Source organism: Streptomyces sp. NPDC038135 (assembly GCF_055601245.1).
The window spans coordinates 448,198-468,383 of the sequence record NZ_JBVJXS010000008.1 but is presented as its reverse complement, the minus strand read 5'-3'; the positions used below and the strand labels follow the sequence as shown (position 1 = coordinate 468,383).

Below are 20,186 nucleotides of genomic sequence, written 5' to 3'. Positions count from 1 at the left end.
GGCTGGTCGGGCCGGGTGCGCGTCGCCCGGCCGCGACTTTCCTCACCCGGCGGGGCAACACGTGCGCCGACCGGTCACCACACATCCCACCGGACGGCTACGCTCGGGGTCTGTACGTCATTCGGGCGACCCGGGGAGGTAACGGGATGACGGAGGGACGGCCGCCGGCGACCGGCTCGGCTCCCCTGTGGGAGCGGGACACGGAGATCGCCACGGTCACACAGGCGCTCGACGCCCTGTGCGCCGACCGGTCGTCCGCGGGCAGCCTGCTCGTCCTCCGGGGCGAGGCCGGCCTCGGCAAGACCGCGCTGCTGAACGAGACCCGCCGGATGGCCGAACGCCGCGGCTGCACCGTGTGGTCCGCCCGGGGCGGCGAGACGCTCAGGTCGGTCCCGTTCAACGTGGTACGGCAGTTGCTGCAGCCCGCGCTGGTCTCCCTGCTGCCCGGAGAGGCCCGGGACTACCTGGGCGACTGGTACGACATAGCCGGCCCCGCCCTCGGCATAGTGGACCCCCACGAGGGCACCGCCGACCCGCAGTACGTGTGCGACGGACTCGTCGCGGCCGTACGCCGGCTCGCCCGCCGCGAGTGGCCGCTGGTCCTGCTCGTCGACGACGCGCACTGGGCCGACCAGGAGACCCTGCGCTGGCTCTCCGGCTTCGCCGAACGCCTCGACGACCTGTCCGTGCTGGTCGTGGTCGCCCGCCGCCCCGGCGGGGTGACCGGCGAGGGCGCCCGGCACCTCGACGCGGTCGCCGCCGCGGCCCGCCCCGTCAACCTCAGCGCCCTCACCCCTGACGCCACCGCCGGCATCACCCGCGCCACCGTCGGGCGGCACGCCGACGACCCGTTCTGCCGCGAGGTCTGGGCCGTCACCGGCGGCAACCCCTACGACACCGTCGAACTCCTGGCCAAGGTGCGGGACAGCGAGGTCCAGCCGGTCGAGGGCCGGGCCGGCGAACTGCGCGCCCTGAACCGCTCGGCCCGCGGCGGCGGCCTCGTCGACCGACTCAAGGGGCTCGGCATCGAGGCCACCCGGTTCGCCTGGGCGGCCGCCATCCTCGGCACCGGCATCTCCGTCGACCTCGTCGCCCGGCTCGCCGGCATGAGCCCCGAAATCGCCCACGGCTGCGCCGAACTGCTGGGCAACGCCCGTATCCTCACCGCGCCCGACCTCGTGGCCGGCGCCGACTCCGGCGACGGCGAGCTGGAGTTCGTCCACCCGCTGATCGCCTCCGCCGTGTACGACTCCATCCCTGCCGGCGTGTGCACCGCGATGCACGGGGTCGCCGCGCAGATCCTCACCGAGACCGGGCACGGCGCGGCCGAGGCCTCCCGGCACCTGCTGAAGGTGCACCCGGACGACGACGAGGAACTCGTCGAACAGCTCCGCGAGGCGGCCCGCGAGCACCTGGCCGTCGGCGCGCCGGACGCGGCCCGCCGCTGTCTCGAACGCGCCCTGCGCGAGCCGCCGCGCCCCGAGGCCCACGCCCACGTGCTCTACGAACTGGGCCGGGCCACCCTGCTGACCGCGCCCGCCGTCACCGTCGAGCACCTGCGCAGCGCCCTCGCCATGCCCGGTCTGGACGAAGGGCAGCGGGTCGACGCCGTCGTCCGGCTCTCCCAGGCGCTGCTGCACAACGACGAGCTGGAGGACGCCGTCCGCACCGTGGAGGCCGAGGCCGCCCGGCACCCGGCGTCCCCGGTGCGGATGCGGCTGCAGGCCGTGCAGTTCATGTGGGAGGGCATCCACGGCGAGACCGTCTCCCAGGAACGGTCCCGGCGCCTGGCCGAACTGGCCGCCACCTGCACCGGCCGCGACAACTCCGAACGCGCCCTGCTGATCCTGCGCGGCTTCGACGCCATGACCCACGGCGAGAGCGCCGAGGAGGTCGTCCAGTCCTGCGACCGTGCCCTGGTCAACGGCCGCCTGGCGCCCGGGCTCGGCTGGACCGACGGCGAGTGGGGCATCGAGCTGCTGATGATGCTCGGCAGCGCGTACGCCTACGCCGACCGGCTCGACCGCGCCGAGAGCCTCTTCGCCGAGGCCCTGCGCGCCTACACCGGCGCCGGCTGGCGCGGCGGCCACCTCTCCCTGGCCAACGCGTTCCTCGGGCTCGCCTACCGCAGGCAGGGCCGGCTGCGCGACGCCGAGACCGCGCTGCGCGAGGCGCTGGTGCTCGCCGAGCGCGTCGGCCGCGGCCTGCCGCTGTACTGGTCCGCGACCTGCGGGCTGGTCGACACCCTGCTGGCCCGCGGCGACGTCGAGGAGGCCTGGTCGATCGCCGGGCGGTACGGCTTCGCCCCGCCCTATCCGTCCACCATCGTGCTGCCCGACATCCGCTCCGTGCGCGGCCGGCTGCTGCTCGCCGTCGGCCGCACCGAGGACGGCGTCAACGAACTGGAGGCCGCGGAGAAGACCGCCGCCTCCCGCGGCGGCCACAACCCGGTCCTCGCCCCCTGGTCCCTCGACCTCGCCAGGGCCCTGGCCGTGCAGGACCCGGCGCGCGCCGCCCGGCTCGCCGCGGACGCCCGCCGGCAGGCCGAGCGGTTCGGCACCGACACCGCCATCGGCGAGGCCCTGCGGCTGTCGGCCGCCCTGGAGACCGGCCAGCGCGCGGTGCGCCTCGCCGCACGGGCCGTCGCCTACCTGGAGGCCTCGCCCTGCCAGTACGAGCACGCGGCGGCCCGGGTCGAGTACGGCATCGCGACCCGTTCGGTCGCGGAACTCGAACGCGGCCTCACCCTGGCCCGTTCCTGCGGAGCGGACGGCCTGGCGGCACAGGCCCGGGAGATGCTGGAGACGGCGCGCGGGCTGCGCTGAGACGCGGTGCGTCAGGGGTTTGCCGGCCGGCGCCGGCGCGGGAGCGGCAGGGCGTTGCCTCCCTGTACCTGTACCCGTAACACCCGCACCGGCCCGGGGCCGTCAGGGCGTCTCCTCCTCGGACAGCACTCGCTGGGCCGTGGCGAAGGCCGAGTTGGCCGCCGGGACCCCGCAGTACACGGCGGTCTGCAGCAGTACCGCGCCGATCTCGTCCGGTGTCAGCCCGTTGCGCCGGGCCGCCCGGACGTGCATGGCCAGCTCGTCGTAGTGGCCGTGGGCGACCAGCGCGGTCAGCGTGATCATGCTGCGCTCGCGCCGGGACAGCGTCGGATCGGTCCAGATCTCGCCCCAGGCGTAGCGGGAGATGAAGTCCTGGAACCGCGCGGTGAACGGGGTCTGCCGGGCCTGCGCCCGGTCCACGTGCGCATCGCCCAGCACCTCGCGGCGCACCGCCATCCCGCTCGCCGGAGCCCCGTCGAGCTGGGTGCGCAGGGCGGCGACGACGGCCCGCGGGACCTGCGCGGGCGCCAGGTGCGAGGCGCCGGGCAGTTCGAGGAGCGTGGCGCCGGGCACCGCGTCCGCGATCTCCCGCAGATGCGCCGGAGGCGTCGCGGGGTCCTCCCGGCCCGCGACGAGCAGCGTCGGCACGGTGATCCCGGCGAGCCGGTCGCGCAGGTCGAAGGCGGCCAGCGCGTCGCAGCAGGCCGCGTAGCCCCCGGGGTCGGCCTCCCGGTGGTCCCGCACCAGCCGGGGCACGGTGAAGCCGGGCGTGAACCAGCGCGCGTCGGCGCTCTCCACCAGCCACTCGAGGCCTTCCCGGCGCACCCGTTCGGCCCGCTCCCGCCAGGGGGCGGCGCCGCCGAAGTGCGCGGAGGAGCAGACGACCGCGAGCGAGGTGAGCCGTTCCGGATGGTGCGCGGCCAACTGCAGGCCGACCGCCCCGCCGATCGACACTCCCGCGTAGGCGAACCGTTCGATGCCGAGCGCGTCGGCGAGCGACAGCACGAGGGCGGCGAGGTCGCCGACGGTGGCGCCCGGCCCGATCAGGTCCGCCGCCGAACCGCCGTGGCCGGGCAGGTCCCAGCGGACCACCCGGTGGCCGGTGGACAACTCGGGCGCGACCGCGTCCCACAGCGCGTACGAGGTGCCGAGCGACGGCCCGAGCAGCAGCGGGGGAGCGGACGCGGGTCCTTCGTCGAGGTGGTTGAGGAGGTGCACGGTCAACGACGCTCCAGAGCCTGGTCGGTGAGGGCACCGGCGAAGCCGGTGTAGTGGGCGGGGTCGGTGAGGTCGTCCAGGTCGACCTCCTTCAACTCGGGTACTTCGGCGAGTAGTTCACGAAGCGGGCGGTCCTCGTCGTGGGCGCGGCGGGCCAGTTCGGTGAGCAGCTCCTTGGCCGGGGCCCGGCCGAGCACGGGCGCCAGCGCGGCGGAGAACCGTTCGGAGACGATCAGCCCCCGGGTGATGTGGAGGTTCCGGCGCATCGCCGCGGGGTGCACCCGCAGCTCCTCGGCCAGCCCCGCCGCGTCCGCGGCGGCGCCGCCCACCAGCCGGAGCAGGTCGCGCAGCGGCTCCCACTCGGCGTGCCAGGCGCCGGCCGGCCGCTCGTCCTCGGCGGCGAGCGAGCCGTACAGGGTGGCCGCGAGCTGCGGGGCGCGCCGGGCGGCGGCCGCGACGAGCGTCGAGCGCACCGGGTTCGCCTTGTGCGGCATGGCCGACGAGCCGCCCCCGCTGCCCTCGCTCACCTCGCCGGTCTCCGTGCGCGACGACGTCAGCACGTCCACGGCGAGTTTGCCGAGCGCCCCCGCCGTGAAGGCCAGGCAGCCGGCCAGGTCGGCGACCGGCGTGCGCAGCGTATGCCAGGGCAACGGCGGCGCGGCCAGGCCGAGTTCGCGGGCGTAGGCCTGGATGAGCTGGTGCGGGTCGCCGGCGCCGTAGGCGCGGAACGCCGCCAGGGTTCCGGCGGCGCCCCCGAGCTGGACGGGGAGCGCGTCCCGTACCCGGCGCACGCGGTCGCGGGCGTCCAGCACCAGCGAGCGCCAGCCGGCCGCCTTCAGCCCGAACGTGGTGGGCACCGCGTGCTGGGTGAGGGTCCGTCCGGGCATCGGCGTGTCCCGGTGGTCCGCGGCGAGGCGGGCCAGCGCACGCTCGGTCCGGCCGAGGTCGTCGAGGACCGGGTCCAGGGTGCGCGCGGCGACCAGCATCGTCGCCGTGTCCATGATGTCCTGGCTGGTGGCGCCCCGGTGCACGTACGGGCCGTGCTCCTCGCCCGCCGCCTTCGTCAGGTCGGCGACCAGCGGGATGACCGGGTTGCCCCCGCCGCGGGCCCGTTCGGCGAGCGAGCGGACGTCGAAGCGGCCGGAGCCGGCCGCCTGCGTCACCGCGGCGGCGACCGCCGCCGGGGCGAGACCGAGCGCGGCCAGGGCGCGGGTGAGGGCCGCCTCGGCGTCGAGCAGGGCGCGCAGATAGGCGGTGTCGCCGGTCGCGGCGGCGGCCGCCGTGCCGGCCCACCCGGGTGCGAGCAGACCGGTGTCACCGTCCTGCGGCGGCGCCGGGCGTCCGGCGGCCGGGGAAGTCACCGGAACTCCAGGAAGACCGTCTCGCCCTCGCCCTGGAGGCGGATGTCGAAGCGGTAGGTCCCGGCGCCCTCGTCCCCGGCGATCAGCGTGCCGCGCCGGTCGCCCACCCGGGCGAGCAGCGGATCGGCGGCCAGCGCCGCCTCGTCGCCCGGCAGGTAGATCCGGGTGAACAGGTGGACGAGCAGGCCGCGCGCGAACACGCACACGCTCAGGTACGGGGCACTGCCCCCGCGCGCGCCCGGCCGCAGCGTCCGCGCGTACCAGTGGCCGTCCGCGTCGGTCTGGATGCGCCCCCAGCCGGTGAACTCCACGCCGTTGCGCCCCAGGTGGCCGCCGGTCGCCGGGTCCCGCCGCATGGAGCCGTCCACCCGCGGGACGGTGCCGTCGGGGCGCGGCCCCCACAGCTCGACCAGCGCGTCGGGCACCGGCTTCCCCTCGCCGTCGAGGACGTGGCCGTGCACGGTGACGGTGTCGGGGTGCCCGAGCGGGGCGATGTCCTCGCCGCCGCGGAAGGGCAGCGCGTACCCGTAGAACGGGCCGACCGTGTGGGACGGGGTGGGCAGCACGTTCTCCGGGCTGCCGGTGTCGGTCTTCGTCATCGCTGCGGTCAGCGTCCTTCCTCGATCCAGGTGGCGGCGGGGCCGTCCAGCACGATGTCCCAGTGGTAGCCGAGGGAGAACTCGGGCACCGACAGGCCGTGGTCGTAGGTGGCGATCAGCCGCTGCCGCGCCGCGTCGTCCGTCACGGACTGCAGGATCGGGTCGTACGGGAAGAGCGGGTCGTTCGGGAAGTACATCTGCGTCACCAGTCGCTGCGTGAACGCCGCGCCGAACACCGAGAAGTGGATGTGCGCCGGACGCCAGGCGTTGAGGTGGTTGCGCCACGGGTACGGGCCGGGCTGGACGGTGGTGAAGTGGTACCGGCCCTCGGCGTCGGTGAGGGTGCGGCCGAAGCCCGTGAAGTTGGGGTCGAGCGGGGCGTCGTGCTGCTCACGCTGATGGGCGTAGCGTCCGGCCGAGTTGGCCTGCCAGATCTCCACGAGCTGGCCGCGCACCGGCCGCCCGTGACGGTCCAGCAGCCGGCCGGAGACGGTGATGCGCTCGCCGACCGGCTCGCCCCGGTGATGCCGGGTGAGGTCGTTGTCGACCGCGGTGATGTCGCGCTCCCCGAAGGCGGGGGAGCGCAGTTCCACCAGCTCGGGGTCCTGCGCCGTGTCGATGGCGACCAGCGGCTGTGCGGGGTGGCGGAGCACCGACGAGCGGTAGGGCGCGTAGTCCCGGCGCGGATGGTGCTCGACGGGGGCGCCGTCGGCGACCCGCTTCTCGTACGCGGCGTGCTCGGCCGCGATCTCCTGGTCGATGTCCTGCTGGGTGAGAGTCATCGTGATTCCTGGCGTTTTCTTGGCGATCGAGGACGGAAGTGGTGTCGACGGCCTTCACAGCAGGCTCTGCGCGACGGTCAGCTCGGCGTCGGTGCGGGCGGCCACGTCGTCGACGCTCACGCCGGGCGCGGTCTCCACGAGGGTCAGCCCCTCCTCGGTGACGTCCAGGACACCCAGGTCGGTGATGATCCGGTTCACACAGGCCTTGCCCGTGAGCGGCAGCGTGCACTGCTTGAGGATCTTCGGGGACCCGTCCTTGGCGGTGTGCGTCATGACGACGACGACCGTCCGGGCGCCGTGCACCAGGTCCATGGCGCCGCCGATGCCGGTGACCAGCTTGCCCGGGACCGCCCAGTTGGCCAGGTCGCCACCCGCGGACACCTGCATCGCGCCGAGCACGGCCACGTCGATGTGACCGCCGCGGATCATCGCGAACGACAGCGCCGAGTCGAAGAAGGAGGCGCCCGGCAGCACCGTCACGGTCTCCTTGCCCGCGTTGATCAGGTCCGGGTCGACCTCGTCGTCGGCCGGGTACGGTCCCGTGCCGAGGATGCCGTTCTCCGACTCCAGCACCACCTCGACGCCGGGCGGCAGATGGTTGGGGATCAGCGTCGGCAGGCCGATGCCGAGGTTGACGTACTGGCCGTCCCTGAGTTCGCGGGCCGCGCGGGCGGCCATCTCCTCGCGTGTCCAGGCCATCAGGAGCTCACCGTCCGCCGCTCGATCATCTTGTCCGCCGCCTGCTCGGGGGTCAGCGGCAGCACGCGCCGCACGAAGACGCCGGGCACGTGCACCGCGTCCGGGTCGATCTCCCCGGGCTCCACCAGTTCCTCCACCTCGGCGACGGTCACCCGCCCGGCCATCGCGGCCAGGGGGTTGAAGTTCCGGGCGGACCTGTTGAAGACGAGGTTGCCGTGCCGGTCGCCCCGCGCGGCGCGCACCAGCGCGAAGTCGGTGCGGATGCCGCGCTCCAGCACGTACTCCACGCCGTCGAACTCCCGCACCTCCTTCGGCGGCGAGGCGAGCGCGACCGCGCCCGAGCCGTCGTACCGCCAGGGCAGCCCGCCGTCGGCGACCTGGGTGCCCACGCCCGCCGGGGTGTAGAACGCGGGGATGCCGGCGCCGCCCGCGCGCAGCCGCTCGGCGAGGGTGCCCTGCGGGATCAGTTCGACCTCCAGCTCACCGGCCAGGTACTGGCGGGCGAACTCCTTGTTGGCGCCGATGTAGGAGCCGGTCACCCGGGCGATCCGGCCGGCCGCCAGCAGCACCGCGAGGCCGGAGTCCATCGCCCCGCAGTTGTTCGACACGACGCCCAGGCCGGTCGTGCCGCGCTCGTAGAGCGCCTGGATCAGTACGTTCGGCACACCGCTCAGCCCGAAGCCGCCGACCGCGAGGGACGCGCCGTCCGGCACGTCGGCCACCGCCTCGGCGGCCGTGGCGACCACCTTGTCCATCCGTGAAGCCCCATCTCCGCGCAATTAGTCAGCGCACTGAGTATTTCGACGAGATGCCGCTCACGCTGCCACCGGTCGCGTGAACCGTCAAGAGCTGGCAGAACCGCACGGCTCACCCGCAGACAGCGGGGACATCCAAGGGTATTGTTCAGTGCACCTACGATTCTTGATCAGGGAGCGCACATGGCCGCGGTGGACCTCACGACCCATCCCGGACACCTGGCCCGGCGGCTCCAGCAGGCGCACTACCTGCTGTGGAACACGATGGTCTCGGAGGAGATCACCTCGCCCCAGTTCGCGGTCCTGAACGCGCTCGTCGCCGAGCCGGGTCTCGACCAGCGGACGGTGGGGGAGCGGGTGGGCCTGGACCGGTCGACCATCGCCGAGGTCATCAGCCGGCTCGGCCGCCGCGGGCTGCTGGACAAGGTGCGCGACCCGCAGGACGGCCGCCGCTTCCTGCTCCGCCTCACCGACGACGGACTGCGCACCCACCGCAGGCTGACCGTGCGCACCGCCCGGATGAACCAGGTCTTCCTCGCCCCGCTGACCGCCGAGGAGCGGACCGTGTTCTTCGACCTGATCCGCCGGGTCGCGGACGCCACCGAGGAGCTGCGCAACCCGGCGGAGCCGCCGGCCCTCCAGCAGGGCTGACGCCACCGGTCAGCCGGAGGCGGCGGCGAACACCACCCACACCTGCCCGGCGGCGAAGTTCATCCGGCCGCCGTCCGCCGTCGTGAAGCGCGTGCCGTCCGCCGCGGCCCGCCGGGACCACCGCGCCTCGAAGGACCGCCCGTCCCGCAGCACCTCGGCTCTGCCCGAGCCGACCGTCTCGGTGTACGGCGTGTGGTTGCCGAGCACGTCGTGGTACTTCGAGGAGCGGATCCGCACGTACTGGACGACCACGGTCGGCGGCGCCGGGCGGCCGCCGTCCGTCGTCGTCGCGGGCGCGCCGTCCATCGCGACCAGCCAGCCGGCCCGACCCTCGGACCAGGTGAAGGTGAAGCGGGCCGCCGGGTAGCGCACGGTATGCGTGGTGGTGGGCGAGCCGCCGGAGGGCGCGGGACCGTACCGGAACCCCGTGGTCAGGGCGGCGCGGCCCGGCGCGGAGGACAGCAGCCGGGCGGGGCGCAGATAGAGGTTGTGCGGCGCGGCCCGGCCGGCGCCCCGGTAGTACGCGCCGGCCGCGTCGTCCGGCGACTCGGCGCGCAGCGGCGCCCGGCCGATCAGCGGCAGCAGTTTGCGCTGGGCGCCCGAGTAGGCCAGCGTCGGCTCGTGGAACTGGCGCAGCAGTTCCAGGTCGGACTCGCGGGCGCTGCGCACCGGCCCGACCGACTTGGGCAGCCGGGTGGCGTACACCGCCATCAGCCGGCTCAGACCGCCCTCGACCTGCTCCGCGTACACCACGTCGGCCGCGCCGAGCCCGGTCTGCGGGCGCGCGGCGGACACGTTGTCGATCTTCACGGCGAGCGGTGATCCGGCGACCGGCGCGGGTGTGCGGGCGGGCGTGGGGGAGGCGCTCGGCGTAGGGGTCCGCGCCGGGGCGCGGGCGTCGTCGGCCGGCTGGTGCCGGGTGCAGCCCGCCGTGAGCGATGCCGCCGCCGTGACGGCGATCAGTGCCGCCGTCAGCGGGGCACGGCGCGTGCGCGCCCCCTGTCGCATTCCCACCGTCGTCTCCCCGTTCGTATGGCTCGATTGGGTGCCCGCGGGCACAGTTCGGGCCATACCCGGTCGGCCGGTTCCGCGCGCGTGCGCTGGGCCGAACGGGCCCCTGGCGCAACCCCGGCGGGCGGCGGGAGAAGCGGAGCGGGTGATTCACACGGTCCCGCGCGGGTACCCGGCGTCCACCCCAAACCGGACGCGCCGGGGCGAATCGGCGCGCACGCGAGCAAGGGAGCGCTACCCCATGAAGGCAGTCACCTGGCAGGGCAGGCGGGACGTGCGGGTGGAGGACGTGCCCGACCCGCGGATCGAGGAGCCCACCGACGCGATCATCCGCATCACGTCCAGTGGTCTGTGCGGTTCGGACCTGCATCTGTACGAGGTGCTCACCCCGTTCATGACGCCGGGTGACATCCTCGGACACGAACCGATGGGCATCGTCGAGGAGGTGGGGGCGGCCGTGCCCGACCTCTCGGTGGGCGACCGGGTCGTGGTGCCCTTCCAGATCGCCTGCGGCAACTGCTGGATGTGTCTCACCGGGCTGCCGACCCAGTGCGAGACCACCCAGGTCACCGGCGAGCACATGGGCGCCCCCCTGTTCGGCTACACCCGGCTGTACGGCGCGGTGCCCGGCGCGCAGGCCGAGTACCTGCGCGTCCCGCAGGCCCAGTTCGGGCCGATGAAGGTGCCCGAGGGCCCGCCGGACGACCGGTTCGTGTACCTCTCCGACGTGCTGCCCACCGCCTGGCAGGCGGTCGAGTACGCCTCCGTCCCGCCGGGCGGCTCCGTCGCCGTGCTCGGGCTCGGTCCCATCGGCGACATGGCCTGCCGCATCGCGATGGCCCGGGGCGCCGACCAGGTCTTCGGCATCGACCTGGTGCCGGAGCGGCTGGCCCGGGCCAAGCGGCGCGGCACCCGGACGTACGACCTCAGGGCCTTCGACCACGAGAAGGAACTCATCGAGGCGATCCGCGACGAGACCGGCGGCCGGGGCCCGGACGCCGTGATCGACGCCGTCGGCACCGAGGCCCACGGCGGCGCGGCCGCGAAGCTCGTCCAGACGGCCGCCGCCGTGATGCCGCGCAAGCTCAGCGCGCCCATCGCCGAACGCTTCAGCGTCGACCGGCTCTCCGCCCTGTACATGGCCATCGAACTGGTCCGGCGCGGCGGCACCATCTCGCTCAGCGGCGTGTACGGCGGCATGGCCGACCCGATGCCGATGCTCACCATGTTCGACAAGCAGATCCAGATGCGCATGGGGCAGGCCAACGTGCGGCGTTGGAGCGACCAGATCATGCCCTACCTGACGGACGAGGACCCGCTCGGCGTCGACGACTTCGCCACCCACCGGGTGCCGCTGTCCGAAGCCCCGCACGCCTACGAGATGTTCCAGCACAAGCAGGACGGCGCCATCAAGATCCTCATGCAGCCGTAGGGTCAGACAGGCCCTAGGGGGCGCCGCCCCCGGTGCCCAGGATCTCCGCCAGGTCGTAGCGCACCGGCTCCTCGAGCTGGGCGTAGGTGCAGCTCTCCGGGGTGCGGTCCGGGCGCCAGCGCCGGAAGCGCGCCGTGTGCCGGAAGCGGGCGCCGTTCTCCATGTGGTCGTAGGCCACCTCGGCGACCCGCTCCGGCCGCAGCGGCACCCAGGACAGGTCCTTCTTGCCCGACCAGCGGCTCGGCGCCCCCGGCAGCCGGGCCGTCTCGTGCGCCGCCTCCTCTCCCCAGGCCGCCCACGGATGCCCGCTCACGTCGGTCATCCGCAACGGCTCCAGCTCCTCGACCAGTTCGGCGCGCCGCTTCATGGGGAAGGCGGCGGACACGCCCACGTGCTGCAGCGCGCCCCGGTCGTCGTACAGGCCGAGCAGCAGCGAGCCCACCACCGGCCCGCTCTTGTGGAAGCGGTAGCCGGCCACCACCACGTCCGCCGTCCGTTCGTGCTTGATCTTGTACATGGCCCGCTCGTCCTGCAGATAGCGCAGTCCGAGCGGCTTGGCGACGATCCCGTCGAGGCCGGCGCCCTCGTACTGCTCGAACCACCGCCCTGCCACCTCGGCGTCGGTCGTCGCGGGCGCCAGGTGGACCGGCGCCGCCACGCCGGCCAGCGCCCCCTCCAGCAGCGCCCGCCGCTCGGTGAGCGGCACGTCCAGCAGCGACCGGTCGTCCAGGGCCAGCAGGTCGAACGCCACGAACGAGGCCGGCGTCCGCTCCGCCAGCGTCCGCACCCGCGAGTCCGCCGGATGGATCCGCTCGGTCAGCGCGTCGAAGTCCAGCCGGCCCTCCCGCGCGATCACGATCTCCCCGTCCAGCACGCACCGCCCGGGCACCCGCTCCTTCAGCGCCGCCACCAGCTCCGGGAAGTACCGCGTCAGCGGCTTGCCGGTGCGGCTGCCCAGCTCGACCTCGTCGCCGTCGCGGAACACGATCGCCCGGAACCCGTCCCACTTCGCCTCGTAGTGCATGCCCGGCGGGATCCTCGCCACCGGCTTGGCGAGCATCGGCTTGACGGGCGGCATCACCGGAAGATCCATGTGTCCGATTCTGCTCGCATACGCAATGCTCTGCCCGGTATGCGCGCTGTGCGGGGTGCGCCTACCGTGGGCGCATGGGTGATGCGGTGGAACTGGAGGTGGCCGGCCGGACCGTACGGCTGTCCAGCCCGGACAAGGTGTTCTTTCCCGAGCGCGGCTTCACCAAGCTGGACCTCGCGCGGTACTACGCCGCCGTCGGCCCCGGCATCCTGCGCGCCCTGCGCGACCGCCCCACCACCCTGGAGCGCTACCCGGACGGCGTCGGCGGCGAGTGGTTCTACCAGAAACGCGCCCCCAAGGGCATGCCCGACTGGATCCCGACCGCCCACATCACCTTTCCCAGCGGCCGCAGCGCCGACGAGATGTGCCCCACCGAGGAGGCCGCCGTGGTGTGGGCCGCCCAGTACGGCACGCTCACCTTCCACCCCTGGCCGGTGCGCCGCGGCGACGTCGACCACCCCGACGAGCTGCGCATCGACCTCGACCCGCAGCCCGGCACCGACTACGCCGACGCCGTCCGCGCCGCCCACGAACTGCGCGCCCTGCTCGACGAGTACGGCGGCCTGCGCGGCTGGCCCAAGACCTCCGGCGGCCGCGGCCTGCACGTCTTCGTCCCCATCGAACCGCGCTGGACCTTCACCCAGGTCCGCCGCGCCGCCATCGCGGTGGGCCGGGAGATGGAGCGCCGGATGCCGGACCGGGTGACCATCAAGTGGTGGAAGGAGGAGCGCGGCGAGCGCATCTTCATCGACTACAACCAGACCGCACGCGACCGCACCATCGCCTCCGCCTACTCCGTACGGCCCCGCCCGCACGCCCCCGTCTCCGCGCCGCTGCGCTGGGAGGAGGTCGGCGAGGCCCAGCCCCGCGACTTCGACCTCGCCACCATGCCGGCGCGTTTCGCGGAACTCGGCGACGTGCACGCCGGGATGGACGACCACGCCTACTCCCTTGAGGCCCTGCTGGAGCTGGCCCGCCGCGACGAGCACGACCACGGCCTGGGCGACCTGCCGTACCCGCCGGAGTACCCGAAGATGCCGGGCGAGCCCAAGCGGGTCCAGCCGAGCCGGGCCCGCCGGGAGCAGGCTTCCTGAAGGACGGGAAGCCGGGCGCGGACGAGTCCCGGCCCGGCCCCGCACCGGCCCGTCCGACCAGCCGGAGCGCGGCTATCCTGATCGTCAGCCGCCGATGAGGAGTCCCGAAGTGACCGAGGCAGTGTCGCGTCCCACGCTGGAGGCCGTGGCCGCGCGGGCCGGGGTGTCCCGGGCCACTGTGTCACGGGTGGTCAACGGCGGGGACGGCGTCCGGGAGCCGCTCGTCGAGCGGGTCCGGCGGGCGGTCGAGGAACTCGGGTACGTGCCCAACCAGGCCGCGCGCAGCCTGGTCACCAAGCGGCACGACGCCATCGCCGTCGTCATCGCCGAGCCCGAGGCCCGGGTGTTCGCCGACCCCTTCTTCGCCCTGCAACTGCGCGGCATCAGCAAGGAACTGACGGCCCACGACAACCAGCTCGTCCTGCTGCTCACCGAGGGCCGCGCCGACCACGCGCGCGTGGCCCGCTACCTCGCCGGGGGCCACGTCGACGGCGCGCTCGTCTTCTCCCTGCACCTCGACGACCCGCTGCCGGTCCTGATCCGCAACGCGGGCGTGCCCACCGTGTTCGGCGGCCGGCCCGACTGGAGCGACGGCGAGGGAGCGCCCGGGCCGGTGTACGTCGACAGCGACAACCGGGGCGGCGCCCGCGCGGCCGTGCGCCATCTCGCGGGCCTCGGCCGGACCCGGATCGCGCACATCACCGGCGCGCTGGACCAGACCTCGGCGGTGGACCGGCTGGACGGCTACCGGGACGTCATGGGCGACGCCGACCCCCGGCTCGTGGTGGAGAGCGACTTCACCCCGGGCGGCGGCGAACAGGCCATGCGGGAACTGCTCGACCGCTGCCCGGACGTGGACGCCGTGTTCGCGGCCAACGACCTCACCGCGCTCGGCGCGCTGCGCGTGCTGCGCGAGCGGGGCCTGCGGGTGCCCGAGGACGTGGCCGTGATCGGCTTCGACGACGTGCTGCCCGTCGCCGAGGAGTGCGACCCGCCGCTGACCACGGTCCGTCAGGACATAGAGGAGATGGGCCGGCTGATGGCCCGGCTGCTGCTCGCCGGCCCCGCCGGCCGGGCCGGCGCGGGGGAGCCGGCGGATCCGCCGGCGGCCGGCGTGGTCCTGCCGACCACGCTGATCCGCCGCGCGTCCGCCTAGGCCGTGTCCGCAAAGTCGCGTCTGCGTCGCGACGCCCGGCACGCACTCTCGCCGCACCGGCCGAAAGCCCGAGTACACCCAGTACGAGGGCATCCGGCCGGCACTCCCCCAGCCTTCGGCCGGGGGGACCCCCAGAGCACGCACCGGACGCCGCGACGCCCGCCCTGCGGGCGAACGACGCGACTTCGCGGACACGACCTAGGGCCTGTCTGACCATTCCCGCCTGCCGCGCGACGCCATGCACGCACTCTCGCCGCACCGGCCCCAGACCCGAGTACGTCCAGTACGCGGCCCTGGAGCCGGCCCGCCGAGAGCACGCACGCCGCGCCGCACCCGGCCCGCGTTCAGCCCTGGGACGACCCGCTTCTGATCACCGCGAAGCGGGCCCCGTACGGGTCGGCCAGCTTGGCCATGCGGCCGACGCCCTCGACGGTGGTCGCCGGCATGCGCACCGAGCCGCCCAGCCGCCGCGCCTCCTCGGCCACGGCGTCGGTGTCCTCGACCTCGAAGTACGGCAGCCAGTACGGACCGGCCTCCGCCTCGGCCGGGGCGTCGGCCAGCGGCACCATCCCGCCGAACATCGCGTCCTCCCCGGCCCCGGCGGCGTTGACGCCGGTGTACGTCCCGCCGGGGAAGGGCACGCCGGAGGTCTCCAGGCCGAGGACCTTGTAGTAGAAGGCGGCGGCGGCCGCGATGTCCGCTGTGTACAGCTCGACCCAGCACAGCGCGCCCGGCTCGCTCGCCACGTCGACGCCCTTCGTCCGCCCCGGCTGCCAGATGCCGAACGGCACCCGCGCCTGGTCGGCGAGGACCGCCATGTGCCCCTGGCCCAGCACGTCGACGGGCGGGAACAGCACACCGCCGTGCGCCTGTTCGGCGGCCCTGGCGGTGGCCTGCGCGTCCTCGCTCCGGAAGTACACCGTCCACGCCGGCGGGCCCTGCTCAGGACCGATCCGCCTGCCGCCGGCCACGGTCCTGCCGTCGAGCTGGAAGAAGCCGTAGCCGCCGGCGTCCGGCCCAGCCGACCGGAACTGCCAGCCGAAGAGACCGCCGTAGAAGGAGAGGGCGCCGTCCAGGTCCGGGGTGCCGAGATCGACCCAGTTCGGAGCGCCGTTGACGAAACGGGTGGTGAGCATCTTCGCCCTCCTCGACAGGGGGACCGCGGACCGGGTCCCGTCCTCTGCACTGCCGAGTCTGGCACCGCCCGCCGTCAACCGCCGCCGAGGCGCCGCGGCGCGCCGGGCCCTTGTGCGACCGGCGCCGCCCGGGGCCGGCTCCGCCGGATTCGACGCCGGCGCCGCGCGCCGCCGTGCACGGCCGTGCCGCGCGGCGCATCATCGGGACGGTTCACGCCTCGCGGCAGGGCGCCGGCCGCGATGCCGGCGGGGTGCCCGCGCGGCGTTGATGCGGCGTTGATCGAACGTTTTTCGGCGCACGGCACGATCCTGGCCATGCACATCGACACGATCACCCCGGCCGACACCGCCTGGCAGGCCCAGGCCCTGTGCGCGCAGACCGGGGCCGACTTCTTCTTCCCCGAGCCCGGCAGCTCGGTCCGCGAGGCGAAGCGCATCTGCGGCATGTGCGAGATGCGCCCCGCCTGTCTCGACTACGCGCTGAGCAACGACGAACGCTTCGGCGTGTGGGGCGGCCTGTCCGAGAAGGAGCGCCTCGCGCTGAGGCGCACCTCCGGCTGACACCCCGCGGACGGCTCCGTCAGCCCGCCGCCCGCGCCGCCATGCGGGCCTTGCGCGCCGCCAGCCGCTCGTCGAACTTGGCGGCCTCGGCGTCCAGGCCGCCCAGGAACAGACCCAGCTCCTCCTGGGCCCGCAGGCCCTCCGGGCCGAGGCCGTCGATCTCCATGATCTTCAGGAAGCGCAGCACGGGCTGCAGCACGTCGTCGTGGTGGATGCGCAGGTTGTAGACCTCGCCGATGGCCATCTGCGCCGCGGCCCGCTCGAAGCCGGGGATGCCGTGCCCGGGCATGCGGAAGTTGACGACGACGTCCCGGACGGCCTGCATGGTGAGGTCGGGGGCGAGTTCGAAGGCGGACTTCAGCAGGTTGCGGTAGAAGACCATGTGCAGGTTCTCGTCGGTCGCGATGCGGGCCAGCATGCGGTCGCAGACCGGGTCGCCGGACTGGTGGCCGGTGTTGCGGTGCGAGATCCGGGTGGCCAGCTCCTGGAAGGCGACGTACGCGATCGAGTGCAGCATGGAGTGCCGGTTGTCGGACTCGAAGCCCTCGCTCATGTGGGACATGCGGAACCGCTCCAGCTGGTCCGGGTCCACCGCGCGCGAGGTGAGCAGGTAGTCGCGCATCACGATGCCGTGCCGGCCCTCCTCGGCCGTCCAGCGGTGCACCCAGGTGCCCCACGCGCCGTCGCGGCCGAACAGCGAGGCGATCTCGTGGTGGTAGCTCGGCAGGTTGTCCTCGGTGAGCAGGTTGACGACGAGGGCGATCCGGCCGATCTCCGTCACCCCGGACTGCTCCTTGCCCCAGGCCTCGCCGTCCTCGAACAGGCCGGGGAAGTTGCGGCCGTCGCTCCAGGGCACGTACTCGTGCGGCATCCAGTCCTTGGCGACCTTCAGGTGCCGGTTCAGCTCCTTCTCGACCACTTCCTCCAGCGCGTACAGCAGGCGTGCGTCGGTCCAGGCGGACGGGCTGCCGAGGTGAGGGGAAGTGATCGTCACGGGAACTCCAGGGGGACGCCGAGCAGAAGGGGGGTGAAGGGGACGGTCCGGCGAGCGGTGCCGGGGAACCTACGTGATCGTAGGCTACGAATCCGTAGGTTACGAAGCCGTAGGTTAAGGTCACCGTAAAGACCGCTGATCAGGCGCCCTAGGGCGAGGAGTTCACCGGTGTGCCGGATAGCCCCGGGACCCGCAGGTCCCGGGGCTGTCCGAGGCGAGGCGACACTCCGTCAGGCGTACAGTCCGCGCAGCCGCACCGAGAGGCACGTCACACATCCCTCCAGCTTCTCGAACTCGGAGATGTCGACGGTGACCACCTCGTGGCCGAGATCGGTCAGCAGCTCCGCCGTCTTCGGGGCGCTCGCCGCCATGAGCAGCTTGTGGCCGCCGAGCAGCACCACGTGCGCGCCGGACTCCTCCGGCACCGAGAGGAACCCGGGGAACAGCGACGGCCGGTCCACCATCGGGATGTGCCCGACGACCGTCCCGTCCGGCAGCGCGGTGACCGCGGACTTCAGGTGCAGCACCTTGCTCACCGGAACGGCCACCACGCGCGCGCCCAGCGGTTCGAACGCGGCGCGGAGCTGCTGCACCCCGGCCGCGTTGGTGCGCCCGCCCCGGCCGACGTAGATCGTGTCGCCGACCTTGAGGACGTCGCCGCCGTCCAGCGTGCCGGGCTCCCAGATCCAGTTCACCGAGCAGCCGAGCCGGGCCACCGCCTCCTCGACCCCCGCGGTCTCCGCGCGCCGCGACTCGGCGCCGGGCCGGGTGATCAGCGCCACGTTCCGGTACATGACGACGGTGTCCTCGACGAACACCGAGTCGGGGCAGTCGTCGGCCGGGTCGACCTCGATCGTCTCCCAGCCGTGCGCGCCGAGCGCCTCGACGTAGGCCTCCCACTGCTCGACGGCGAGCTCCACGTCGGCCTCGGCCCGCTCGATGTGCGTGACCAGCCCCTCGGCGAGCAGCGGGCTGGGACGGCGGACGAGGGCCTTCTTGCTGGGCACGACGGGCCTTTCCTGATCGGCGGTGCGGTCCGGCGCCCGGGACGCGGGGCCGGACCGCCATCATGCAGGCCGCCATGGGCAGGACAAAACCCTCACTCCGCCTCGTTAGCAGGCTGTTCCCCTCCTGAGACCCCCGGCGGCACCGGCCGGCCCGGGTTCGCGATCTCCTCGGGCGTGGTCTCCCTCAGCTTCCCTCCTTCCATCAGCAGCCAGCGGGTGATGCCGACCGACTCCAGGAACGGGAGGTCGTGGCTGGCGACGAGCAGCGCCCCCTGGTACGACTCCAGGGCCGAGGTGAGCTGCCGGACGCTCGCCATGTCGAGGTTGTTGGTCGGCTCGTCCAGCAGGAGCAGCTGGGGCGCCGGCTCGGCCAGCATCAGCGCGGCCAGGGCCGCCCGGAAGCGTTCGCCGCCGGAGAGCGTGCCCGCCCTCTGGTCGGCCCGCGCGCCACGGAACAGGAAGCGGGCGAGACGCGCCCGGACCCTGTTGTTGGTGGCGCCCGGCGCGAACCGGGCCACGTTCTCGGCGACGGTCGCCTCGTCGTCGAGCACGTCAAGGCGCTGCGGCAGAAACCGCAGCGGAACGTGCGTCAGCGCCTCCCCGGCCACCGCGGGCAACTCCCCGGCGATGGTCCGCAGCAGCGTCGTCTTGCCCGCGCCGTTGCGCCCGACGAGCGCGATCCGCTCCGGTCCGCGCAGATCGAGGATGCCTTCGACACGCGACCCGTAGGCCGTCTCCAGGTTCTCCAGGGTGAGCACCTGGCGGCCGGGCGGCACGGCCGTGTAGGGCAGTTCGACGCGGATCTCGTCGTCGTCCCGCACCGCCTCGACCGCTTCGTCCAGCCGCTCCTTGGCGTCGGCGAGCCGTTCCTCGTGCATGATGCGGTGCTTGCCCGCGGACTCCTGCGCGGCGCGTCTGCGCGCGCCCATGACGATCTTCGGTTCGCGCTTGTTCTCGAACATCTTCTGCCCGTACCGCTTGCGCCGGGCCAGTTTGACCTGGGCGTCGGCCAGTTCGCGCTTCTGTTTGCGCACGTCCGACTCGGCGACCCGCACCATCCGCTCGGCCGCCTCCTGCTCGACGGCGAGGGCCTCCTCGTAGGCCGAGAAGTTGCCGCCGTACCGGACGATCTCCCCGGCGCGCAGATCGGCGATCTGGTCGACCAGGTCCAGCAGTTCGCGGTCGTGGCTGACGACCACCAGCACGCCCGGCCAGGCGGCGACGGCCGCGTACAGCCGGCGGCGCGCGTACAGGTCCAGGTTGTTGGTGGGCTCGTCCAGCAGCAGGACGTCCGGGCGGCGCAGCAGCAGCGCGGCCAGTCGCAGCAGCACCGACTCGCCGCCGGACACCTCGCCGACGGTGCGGTCCAGGCCGATGTCGCCGAGGCCGAGCTCGCCGAGGGTGACCAGGGCGCGTTCCTCGACGTCCCAGTCGTCGCCGACCGTCTCGAAGTGCTCCTCGGCGACGTCACCCGCCTCGATGGCGTGCAGGGCGGCCCGCTGTGCGGCGATGCCCAGGACCTCGTCGACGCGGAGCGTGGTGTCGAGCGTGACGTTCTGCGGCAGGTGGCCGACCTCGCCAGTCACCTTGACGGTGCCGTCGGTCGGGGTCAGTTCGCCGGCGAGCAGTTTCAACAGGGTGGACTTCCCCGATCCGTTGACGCCGACCAGTCCCGTTCTGCCGGGGCCGAAGGCGGCGTCGAGGCCGTCGAAGACGGGGGTGCCGTCCGGCCAGGCGAAGGACAGGGACGTGCAGGTGAGGGACATTGACATGAAGGCCTCGCGGTTGCTGGGTGCGGTCTGTGCGGACGCG

18 protein-coding genes are annotated in these 20,186 nt (G+C 73.7%); 6 read left to right on the top strand and 12 right to left on the bottom strand.

Going from position 1 to position 20,186, the window contains the following annotated elements; translation table 11 throughout:
- Nucleotides 1-146 precede the first annotated feature (146 nt).
- Nucleotides 147-2,825, top strand: a complete 2,679-nt coding sequence (locus tag ACZ7JA_RS24965; protein ID WP_470810514.1) for an ATP-binding protein — start codon at nt 147-149, stop codon at nt 2,823-2,825.
- A gap of 102 nt (nt 2,826-2,927) precedes the next feature.
- On the opposite strand, the gene pcaDC is transcribed toward ACZ7JA_RS24965, so the two are convergent.
- The 6 genes from pcaDC to ACZ7JA_RS24935 are packed head-to-tail and all read right to left on the bottom strand — an operon-like array spanning nt 2,928 to nt 8,239.
- Entirely contained in the window at nt 2,928-4,049 is a 1,122-nt protein-coding gene (gene pcaDC / locus ACZ7JA_RS24960) for a bifunctional 3-oxoadipate enol-lactonase/4-carboxymuconolactone decarboxylase PcaDC (RefSeq protein ID WP_351668190.1), read from the bottom strand.
- On the bottom strand, nt 4,046-5,404 hold the full coding sequence (gene pcaB / locus ACZ7JA_RS24955) for a 3-carboxy-cis,cis-muconate cycloisomerase (RefSeq protein ID WP_470810512.1): 1,359 nt from the start codon (nt 5,402-5,404) through the stop codon (nt 4,046-4,048). The genes pcaDC and pcaB overlap by 4 nt, the downstream gene beginning before the upstream one ends.
- Nucleotides 5,401-6,003, bottom strand: coding sequence for a protocatechuate 3,4-dioxygenase subunit alpha (gene pcaG, locus ACZ7JA_RS24950; protein ID WP_351668194.1), 603 nt, complete (start codon nt 6,001-6,003; stop codon nt 5,401-5,403). The genes pcaB and pcaG overlap by 4 nt, the downstream gene beginning before the upstream one ends.
- 8 nt (nt 6,004-6,011) lie before the next feature.
- A complete protein-coding gene (gene pcaH, locus ACZ7JA_RS24945) occupies nt 6,012-6,785 on the bottom strand; it encodes a protocatechuate 3,4-dioxygenase subunit beta (RefSeq protein WP_351668196.1) in 774 nt (257 codons plus the stop codon).
- A 54-nt stretch (nt 6,786-6,839) separates the two neighbouring features.
- Nucleotides 6,840-7,484 (bottom strand): CoA transferase subunit B, encoded by a 645-nt coding sequence (locus ACZ7JA_RS24940; protein WP_351668198.1) that lies wholly within the window; start codon nt 7,482-7,484, stop codon nt 6,840-6,842.
- Nucleotides 7,484-8,239 carry a CoA transferase subunit A gene (locus ACZ7JA_RS24935; protein WP_470810509.1) on the bottom strand — a complete coding sequence of 252 codons (756 nt, stop codon included), beginning with the start codon at nt 8,237-8,239 and terminating at the stop codon, nt 7,484-7,486. The genes ACZ7JA_RS24940 and ACZ7JA_RS24935 overlap by 1 nt, the downstream gene beginning before the upstream one ends.
- Nucleotides 8,240-8,422: 183 nt before the next feature.
- Between ACZ7JA_RS24935 and ACZ7JA_RS24930 the strand changes: the two genes are divergently transcribed.
- Nucleotides 8,423-8,890, top strand: a complete 468-nt coding sequence (locus tag ACZ7JA_RS24930) for a MarR family winged helix-turn-helix transcriptional regulator (protein WP_351668202.1) — start codon at nt 8,423-8,425, stop codon at nt 8,888-8,890.
- 9 nt (nt 8,891-8,899) lie between these two features.
- Here ACZ7JA_RS24930 and ACZ7JA_RS24925 read toward each other — a convergent pair whose 3' ends face one another.
- Nucleotides 8,900-9,898, bottom strand: a complete 999-nt coding sequence (locus ACZ7JA_RS24925; protein ID WP_450745508.1) for a DUF3048 domain-containing protein — start codon at nt 9,896-9,898, stop codon at nt 8,900-8,902.
- Between the two features lie 244 nt (nt 9,899-10,142).
- On the opposite strand from ACZ7JA_RS24925, the gene ACZ7JA_RS24920 reads away from it, so the two are divergent.
- Nucleotides 10,143-11,333 (top strand): zinc-dependent alcohol dehydrogenase, encoded by a 1,191-nt coding sequence (locus ACZ7JA_RS24920; protein WP_470810507.1) that lies wholly within the window; start codon nt 10,143-10,145, stop codon nt 11,331-11,333.
- 13 nt (nt 11,334-11,346) lie between these two features.
- On the opposite strand, the gene ACZ7JA_RS24915 is transcribed toward ACZ7JA_RS24920, so the two are convergent.
- The gene (locus tag ACZ7JA_RS24915; protein ID WP_389301181.1) at nt 11,347-12,426 is read right to left on the bottom strand and encodes an ATP-dependent DNA ligase; all 1,080 of its coding nucleotides are present in this window, start codon (nt 12,424-12,426) and stop codon (nt 11,347-11,349) included.
- A 74-nt stretch (nt 12,427-12,500) separates the two neighbouring features.
- Between ACZ7JA_RS24915 and ligD the strand changes: the two genes are divergently transcribed.
- Together ligD and ACZ7JA_RS24905 are read left to right on the top strand one after the other, a co-directional pair.
- Nucleotides 12,501-13,520 (top strand): non-homologous end-joining DNA ligase, encoded by a 1,020-nt coding sequence (gene ligD, locus ACZ7JA_RS24910; protein ID WP_351668208.1) that lies wholly within the window; start codon nt 12,501-12,503, stop codon nt 13,518-13,520.
- A 109-nt stretch (nt 13,521-13,629) separates the two neighbouring features.
- Nucleotides 13,630-14,676, top strand: coding sequence for a LacI family DNA-binding transcriptional regulator (locus ACZ7JA_RS24905; RefSeq protein ID WP_470810504.1), 1,047 nt, complete (start codon nt 13,630-13,632; stop codon nt 14,674-14,676).
- Nucleotides 14,677-15,020: 344 nt separating this feature from the next.
- On the opposite strand, the gene ACZ7JA_RS24900 is transcribed toward ACZ7JA_RS24905, so the two are convergent.
- Entirely contained in the window at nt 15,021-15,812 is a 792-nt protein-coding gene (locus ACZ7JA_RS24900) for a VOC family protein (protein ID WP_389453150.1), read from the bottom strand.
- A gap of 315 nt (nt 15,813-16,127) precedes the next feature.
- On the opposite strand from ACZ7JA_RS24900, the gene ACZ7JA_RS24895 reads away from it, so the two are divergent.
- Complete coding sequence (locus ACZ7JA_RS24895; RefSeq protein ID WP_351668214.1) at nt 16,128-16,373, top strand: WhiB family transcriptional regulator; 246 nt, start codon at nt 16,128-16,130, stop codon at nt 16,371-16,373.
- A 19-nt stretch (nt 16,374-16,392) separates the two neighbouring features.
- On the opposite strand, the gene ACZ7JA_RS24890 is transcribed toward ACZ7JA_RS24895, so the two are convergent.
- The 3 genes from ACZ7JA_RS24890 to ACZ7JA_RS24880 all read right to left on the bottom strand — a co-directional run bounded on the left by ACZ7JA_RS24890 (nt 16,393) and on the right by ACZ7JA_RS24880 (nt 20,146).
- A complete protein-coding gene (locus tag ACZ7JA_RS24890; protein ID WP_351668216.1) occupies nt 16,393-17,367 on the bottom strand; it encodes an acyl-ACP desaturase in 975 nt (324 codons plus the stop codon).
- A gap of 230 nt (nt 17,368-17,597) precedes the next feature.
- A complete protein-coding gene (gene ddaH / locus ACZ7JA_RS24885) occupies nt 17,598-18,374 on the bottom strand; it encodes a dimethylargininase (RefSeq protein WP_351668218.1) in 777 nt (258 codons plus the stop codon).
- 92 nt (nt 18,375-18,466) lie between these two features.
- The gene (locus ACZ7JA_RS24880; RefSeq protein ID WP_389301191.1) at nt 18,467-20,146 is read right to left on the bottom strand and encodes an ABC-F family ATP-binding cassette domain-containing protein; all 1,680 of its coding nucleotides are present in this window, start codon (nt 20,144-20,146) and stop codon (nt 18,467-18,469) included.
- Nucleotides 20,147-20,186 lie beyond the last annotated feature (40 nt).